General features: G+C 69.1%; 5 protein-coding genes. 2 read left to right on the top strand and 3 right to left on the bottom strand.

Translation table 11 applies throughout. The features are described 5' to 3' along the window. Positions 1 to 536, bottom strand: a 536-nt coding sequence (locus ABT381_RS34300) for a hypothetical protein (protein WP_351601529.1), incomplete at its 3' end; no start/stop codon positions are given. A 116-nt stretch (positions 537 to 652) separates the two neighbouring features. Continuing rightward, complete coding sequence (locus ABT381_RS34295; protein WP_351601526.1) at positions 653 to 1,999, bottom strand: DUF2252 domain-containing protein; 1,347 nt, start codon at positions 1,997 to 1,999, stop codon at positions 653 to 655. A 181-nt stretch (positions 2,000 to 2,180) separates the two neighbouring features. On the opposite strand from ABT381_RS34295, the gene dnaE reads away from it, so the two are divergent. Next, entirely contained in the window at positions 2,181 to 5,723 is a 3,543-nt protein-coding gene (dnaE, locus tag ABT381_RS34290; protein WP_351601523.1) for a DNA polymerase III subunit alpha, read from the top strand. Between the two features lie 76 nt (positions 5,724 to 5,799). On the opposite strand, the gene ABT381_RS34285 is transcribed toward dnaE, so the two are convergent. Next, positions 5,800 to 5,973 carry a hypothetical protein gene (locus tag ABT381_RS34285; RefSeq protein WP_351601521.1) on the bottom strand — a complete coding sequence of 58 codons (174 nt, stop codon included), beginning with the start codon at positions 5,971 to 5,973 and terminating at the stop codon, positions 5,800 to 5,802. Positions 5,974 to 6,263: 290 nt separating this feature from the next. Here ABT381_RS34285 and ABT381_RS34280 point away from each other — a divergent pair. Continuing rightward, positions 6,264 to 7,024 (top strand): NYN domain-containing protein (locus tag ABT381_RS34280; protein ID WP_351601518.1); only part of this gene is annotated, 761 nt, incomplete at its 3' end.

Raw genomic sequence — 7,024 nt, 5'->3', positions numbered from 1 at the left:
GTGAGCACCGCGACCGCGACCAGCAGGGGGCGCAGCGCGAAGACGGCCAGCGCGCCCAGCAGCTGGACGAGCGCCGCCTCGCCGCGCCGCAGCCAGGCGGCGGCCAGCAGCCCGACCGCGACGTGCGCGGCGAGCAGCAGCAGCCAGGTGCAGGCGGGGGCCGGCTGGTGCCCGGCGGCCCGGGCCAGCGGCGTGCCGACGTCGCCGCCGCGGCACAGCAGGTCCACGCCCAGCGAGCGCAGCGGCCCTGCGACGGGGCCGCCGGCCGCGCCGTAGCACGCGTGCTGGCCGACGCTGAAGACCGTGTCGGCGGCCAGCTCCAGCGGTACGAGCAGCGCGGCGATCGGCCCGAAGCGGCGCTCCCGGCCGGCCAGCGCGTACGCCAGCACGAACACGGCGGCGGCGAGCGCGGCCACCGTGGTCAGCGGCAGCGGCATCCGGGACAGCAGCACATGGGAGGCAGCGGACAGCGTCACGCAGAGCGCCGTGAAGAGCGCCGCGCGCAGTGCCCGCAGGTGTGCCGCCGAGATGTCCATCGAAATCGAGTCTGCCATGGGCCGGGGTAAGCGCCGCTTAAGGGGCTTCTGTGAATCGTTGACGGAATCGGGGCCGGGTCGGGGCCGCGTCGGGGCCCGGGTCCGGGCCCCGTGGATCACAGCCCCGGGATGCGGCCGTTGCGGAAGAGGTCGACGAATATCTGGTGGTCGCGGCGGGCCCGGGAGCCGTAGCCGTGCGCGAAGTCCACCAGCAGCTCGGCGAAGCCCTCCTCGTCGGCCGCGATGGCCGCGTCGATCGCGCGCTCCGTGGAGAACGGCACCAGCGAGTGGCCGCTCTCGTCGTCCGCCGCCGCGTGCATCGCCGCTGTCGCGCGGCCCAGGTCGGCGACCACCGCGGAGATCTCCTCGACCTCGTCGATGTCGGACCAGTCCAGGTCGACGGCGTACGGCGAGACCTCGGCGACGAGCTGGCCGCGCCGGCTGCCCTCCTCCTCGATCTCCGTCCAGCCCAGCCACGGGTCGGCGTGCGCCTGCAGGGCGCGCTGGGAGATCACCGTGCGGTGCCCCTCGTGCTGGAAGTACGCGCGCACCTCGGGGTCCGTGACGTGCCGCGAGACCGCCGGGGTCTGCGCCTGCTTCATGTAGATGACGACGTCGTTCTCCAGCGCGTCGCTGTTGCCCTCCAGCAGGATGTTGTACGAGGGCAGGCCGGCAGAGCCGATGCCGATGCCGCGGCGGCCGACCACGTCCTTGACGCGGTAGGAGTCCGGGCGGGCCAGGCTGGACTCGGGCAGCGTCTCCAGATAGCCGTCGAACGCCGCGAGGACCTTGTACCGCGTCGCCGCGTCCAGCTCGATGGCGCCGCCGCCCGGCGCGAACCGGCGCTCGAAATCGCGGATCTCCGTCATCGAGTCCAGCAGCGCGAAGCGGGTGCGCGAGCGGGCGTCGCGCAGCGCGTCCAGCAGCGGACCCTGGGCGGTCTCCAGGGTGAAGGGCTGGACGTCGTCGTTCTTGGCGCCCGTGGCCAGCGCGTGGATGCGCTCCCGATAGGCGGTGGCGTACGTGCGCACCAGGTCGGTGATCTGCTCATCGCTGAGCGCCTTGGCGTACCCGATCAGCGCCACGGAGGCGGCGAAGCGCTTGAGGTCCCAAGTGAAGGGGCCGACGTACGCCTCGTCGAAGTCGTTGACGTTGAAGATCAGCCGGCCGGTGGCGTCCATGTACGTGCCGAAGTTCTCCGCGTGCAGATCGCCGTGGATCCACACCCGGCCGGTCCGCTCGTCCAGATACGGGCCGGTGTCCTTCCCCGCCTCCAGGTCCTTGTAGAAGAGGCAGGCCGTGCCGCGGTAGAAGGCGAAGGCGGAGGCGGCCATCTTGCGGAACTTCACACGGAAGGCCGCGGGGTCGGCGGCGAGCAGCTCCCCGAAAGCGGTGTCGAAGACGGCGAGTATTTCCTCGCCGCGCTGGGCGGCGTCCTGCGCCGGGGCGTGCTGGTTCGACATCGCTGGGTGCCTCCTGGTGGCCTTGGCGGGGCCGTATGTTTCCGGACGGATGTTCCGTGACTGACAACGCGCGAGGCTACCTGCGCGTGCCCGGCGGAGGCGTGGTTTGTCAGTCCGGAGTCGTAGACTTCCAGACCGTCTCCCCCCTTAGCCGCCGACTGTTTACCGGAGGTCTTCCGCCGTGGCCAAGCCGCCGTTCACGCACCTGCACGTTCACACCCAGTACTCGCTGCTGGACGGTGCCGCGCGGCTCAAGGACATGTTCAATGCCGCCAATGAAATGGGCATGTCGCACATCGCCATGTCCGACCACGGCAACCTCCACGGCGCGTACGACTTCTTCCACACCGCGCAGAAGGCCGGTGTGACGCCGATCATCGGCATCGAGGCGTATGTGGCCCCGGCCTCCCGCAAGCACAAGCGCAAGATCCAGTGGGGTCAGCCGCACCAGAAGCGCGACGACGTCTCCGGTTCCGGTGGTTACACCCACAAGACGATCTGGGCGGCGAACAAGACCGGCCTGCACAACCTCTTCCGGCTCTCCTCCGACGCCTACAAGGAGGGCTGGCTGCAGAAGTGGCCGCGCATGGACAAGGAGACCATCTCCCAGTGGTCCGAGGGCCTGATCGCGTCCACCGGCTGCCCCTCCGGTGAGCTGCAGACCCGCCTGCGCCTGGGGCAGTACGAGGAGGCGAAGAAGGCGGCGGCCGAGTACCAGGACATCTTCGGCAAGGACCGGTACTTCCTGGAGCTGATGGACCACGGTATCGAGATCGAGCGCCGGGTCCGCGACGATCTGCTCAAGATCGGCAAGGAGCTGGGCATCCCGCCGCTGGTCACCAACGACTCGCACTACACCTACTCGCACGAGGCGACCGCGCACGACGCGCTGCTGTGCATCCAGACTGGCAAGAACCTCTCCGACCCCGACCGCTTCCGCTTCGACGGCACCGGCTACTACCTGAAGTCCACGGAGGAGATGTACGCCATCGACTCCTCCGAGGCGTGGCAGCTGGGCTGCGACAACACCCGGCTGGTCGCCGACCAGATCGACACCTCCGGGATGTTCGAGAAGCGCGACCTGATGCCGAAGTTCGACATCCCCGAGGGCTACACCGAGGTCACCTGGTTCAAGGAGGAGGTCCGGCGGGGCATGGCGCGCCGCTTCCCCGGCGGCGTCCCCGAGGACCGGCAGCGGCAGGCCGACTACGAGATGGACATCATCCTGCAGATGGGGTTCCCGGGATACTTCCTGGTCGTCGCGGACTTCATCATGTGGGCGAAGAACAACGGGATTGCCGTGGGGCCGGGGCGTGGTTCGGCCGCCGGTTCGATCGTCGCGTACGCCATGGGCATCACCGACCTCGACCCGATCGAGCACGGGCTGATCTTCGAGCGGTTCCTGAACCCCGAGCGCGTGTCCATGCCCGATGTCGACATCGACTTCGACGAGCGTCGGCGCGTCGAGGTGATCCGGTACGTCACCGAGAAGTACGGCGAGGACAAGGTCGCCATGATCGGTACGTACGGCAAGATCAAGGCGAAGAACGCGATCAAGGACTCGGCCCGCGTGCTGGGCTACCCGTACGCGATGGGTGACCGGCTCACCAAGGCCATGCCCGCCGACGTCCTCGGCAAGGGCATCGACCTCTCCGGCATCACCGACCCCCAGCACCCGCGCTACAGCGAAGCGGGCGAGATCCGGGGGATGTACGAGAACGAACCGGACGTGAAGAAGGTCATCGACACCGCCAAGGGTGTGGAGGGCCTGGTCCGGCAGATGGGTGTGCACGCGGCCGGCGTGATCATGTCCAGCGAGCCGATCGTCGACCACGCCCCGCTGTGGACGCGGCACACCGACGGCGTGACGATCACGCAGTGGGACTACCCCCAGTGCGAGTCGCTCGGCCTGCTCAAGATGGACTTCCTGGGCCTGCGCAACCTCACCATCATGGACGACGCCCGCAAGATGGTGGAGGCCAACAAGGGCGTCAAGCTGGACCTCCTGGAGATCCCGCTCGACGACCCGAAGACGTACGAACTGCTCTGCCGGGGTGACACGCTCGGCGTCTTCCAGTTCGACGGCGGCCCGATGCGCTCGCTGCTGCGCCAGATGCAGCCCGACAACTTCGAGGACATTTCCGCCGTCTCGGCCCTGTATCGCCCGGGCCCGATGGGCATGAACTCCCACACGAACTACGCGGAGCGCAAGAACGGCCGCCAGGAGATCACGCCGATCCACCCGGAGCTGGAGGAGCCGCTCAAGGAGGTCCTGGGCCTCACCTACGGCCTGATCGTCTACCAGGAGCAGGTCCAGAAGGCCGCCCAGATCGTCGCCGGGTATTCGCTGGGCGAGGCGGACGTCCTGCGCCGCGTGATGGGCAAGAAGAAGCCCGAGGAGCTGGAGAAGAACTTCGTCCTCTTCCAGGCGGGCGCCCGGAAGAACGGCTTCTCCGACCAGGCCATCCAGGCGCTGTGGGACGTGCTGGTCCCGTTCGCCGGCTACGCGTTCAACAAGGCGCACTCCTCCGCGTACGGCCTGGTCACCTACTGGACCGCCTACCTCAAGGCGAACTACCCGGCCGAGTACATGTCCGCGCTGCTCACCTCGGTGCGCGACGACAAGGACAAGTCCGCGGTCTATCTGAACGAGTGCCGCAAGATGGGCATCAAGGTCCTCCCGCCGAACGTCAACGAGTCCGAGGCGAACTTCGCGGCCCAGGGCGACGACGTGATCCTCTTCGGCCTCTCCGCGGTCAGGAACGTCGGCACGAACGTCGTCGAGGCGATCATCCGCAGCCGGAAGTCCAAGGGGAAGTTCTCCTCCTTCCCGGACTACCTGGACAAGGTCGAGGCGGTGGTCTGCAACAAGCGCACCACCGAGTCGCTGATCAAGGCCGGCGCGTTCGACGAGATGGGCCACACCCGCAAGGGCCTCACCGCGCACTACGAGACGATGATCGACAACGTCGTGCAGGTGAAGCGCAAGGAGGCCGAGGGACAGTTCGACCTCTTCGGCGGGATGGGCGACGCCGTCGACGACAGCGGCCCCGGCTTCGGCCTGGACGTGGAGTTCTCCGACGTCGAGTGGGACAAGACCTATCTGCTCGCGCAGGAGCGCGAAATGCTGGGTCTGTACGTCTCGGACCATCCGCTGTTCGGTCTTGAGCACGTACTGTCCGACAAGGCGGACGCCGCGATCGCGCAGCTCACCGGCGGCGACTATTCGGACGGCTCGATCGTCACCATCGGCGGCATCATCTCGGGCCTGCAGCGCAAGATGACCAAGCAGGGCAACGCCTGGGCGATCGCCACCGTCGAGGACCTGGCGGGCTCCATCGACTGCATGTTCTTCCCGGCGACGTACCAGCTGGTGTCCACCCAGCTCGTCGAGGACGCGATCGTCTTCGTCAAGGGCCGCCTGGACAAGCGCGAGGACATCCCCCGCCTGGTCGCCATGGAGATGATGATCCCCGACCTCTCGGACGCCGGGACGAACGCACCGCTGACGATCACCATCCCGACGCTCAAGGTCACCCCGCCGCTGGTCGAGAAGCTGGGTGACGTGCTGAACCAGCACCGCGGCTCCACGGAGGTGCGGATCAAGCTCCAGGGCACGCGGAAGACGACCGTGCTGCGCCTGGACAAGCACCGCGTCACCGCCGACCCGTCGCTCTTCGGCGACCTGAAGGTACTGCTCGGCGCCTCCTGCCTGGCCGGCTGACGCCGTACGCGCACGACACGAGGGGCGCGTCCCGGGATCTCCCGGGGCGCGCCCCTCGCGTGCGATGCGGCGCCGGTCAGTTGTGGCCGAAGCGGCGCTCGCGGTGCTTGCGGGCGACGTCGCCCGGGTTCGCCGAAGCGGCCGACTTGGACTGTGCTTCCATCGCCGACTGCTGTGCCTGCTGCTGTCCGCGCTCCGCCTGCCCGTCGGACTTCTGACTGCGGTCCCGGCTCTTCTTGTTCTTGGCCATGATCGTGCCTCCTGAAGGGGAATCCTGGGATCGGGGCCGAAGCCAGAGTTACACGCCGGGCAAAAGGCTGCATTCCGGGCAATTCTCTCGGGTGAGGCGGAGTGTCGGCGGCGGGATCGCGGCAGCGGCGGCGTAATGCGCCACGCCGATGATCGAGTTCCGGCAGATAACCCACGCGCGGTCGGGCAGACTCGAAGAAAGCAGACTCGACGAGAGCCGAAGACACCTCAGCCAACAGGCCGAGCCGGGGGGCGACCGGACCGCAGGACCTTTAGGGAAGAGGGTGGAACGTGGACCGCTGCGTCGTCCTGGTGGACGCCGGGTACTTGCTGGGCGCCGCCGCGAGCCTGCTGGCCGGAGAGCCCGCCCGGTCCCGCATCACCGTCGATCACGCCGCCCTGATCCAGGGCCTGCGCGAGCGCGCCGAAGCCGACACCGAGCGCCGGCTGCTGCGCATCTATTGGTTCGACGGCGCCCCCGACCGGGTGCCGCAGCCCGAGCACCGCAGGCTGCGGGTGATGCCCCGGGTCACCGTCCGGCTCGGCGCCCTGACCCGCAGCGACGGCCGCTGGGCACAGAAGGGCGTGGACGCCGCCATGCACGCCGAGCTCACCGAACTGGCCAGGAACCGCGCCTGCTCCGACATCGTTCTGGTCACCGGCGACGGCGACCTGCTGCCCGGCCTGATGTCGGCCAAGGAGCACGGCGTCGCGGTGCACCTCTGGGCCGTCCAGGCCGCCGACGGCGACTACAACCAGTCCGAGGACCTGGTCGCCGAGGCCGACGAGCGCCGGGTGCTGGACCGCGCGTGGATCACCCGCGCGGTGCGCGCGAAGGACATCAGCGGCGTCTGCCCGCCCTCGTCCGTGCCGCGCACGGAGATCGCCGCGATCCTCTCGGCGCCGCTGCCGGAGTCCGCCGTCGCCGCGGCCGCCTCGGCGGCCGACCGGGACGGCGGCGATCCCCATCACCACCACCGCGAACGCAACGGTACGGCCCGGCCCGCGCACGTCCCGCGCGCAGGCGAGCCCGACGGCGCGGCGCCGGCCGG

Origin of the sequence: Streptomyces sp. NPDC000151 (genome assembly GCF_040301705.1) — a bacterium.
GTDB lineage: Bacteria > Actinomycetota > Actinomycetes > Streptomycetales > Streptomycetaceae > Streptomyces.
Note: the sequence above shows the minus strand (reverse complement) of the source record. Positions and strands in the feature narration are given on the sequence as shown.

What these genes read in the sequence shown, in the direction of transcription:
- ABT381_RS34285 (WP_351601521.1), bottom strand. Translation starts at nt 5,973, where the DNA reads ATGGCCAAGAACAAGAAGAGCCGGGACCGCAGTCAGAAGTCCGACGGG.
- ABT381_RS34295 (WP_351601526.1), bottom strand. Translation starts at nt 1,999, where the DNA reads ATGTCGAACCAGCACGCCCCGGCGCAGGACGCCGCCCAGCGCGGCGAG.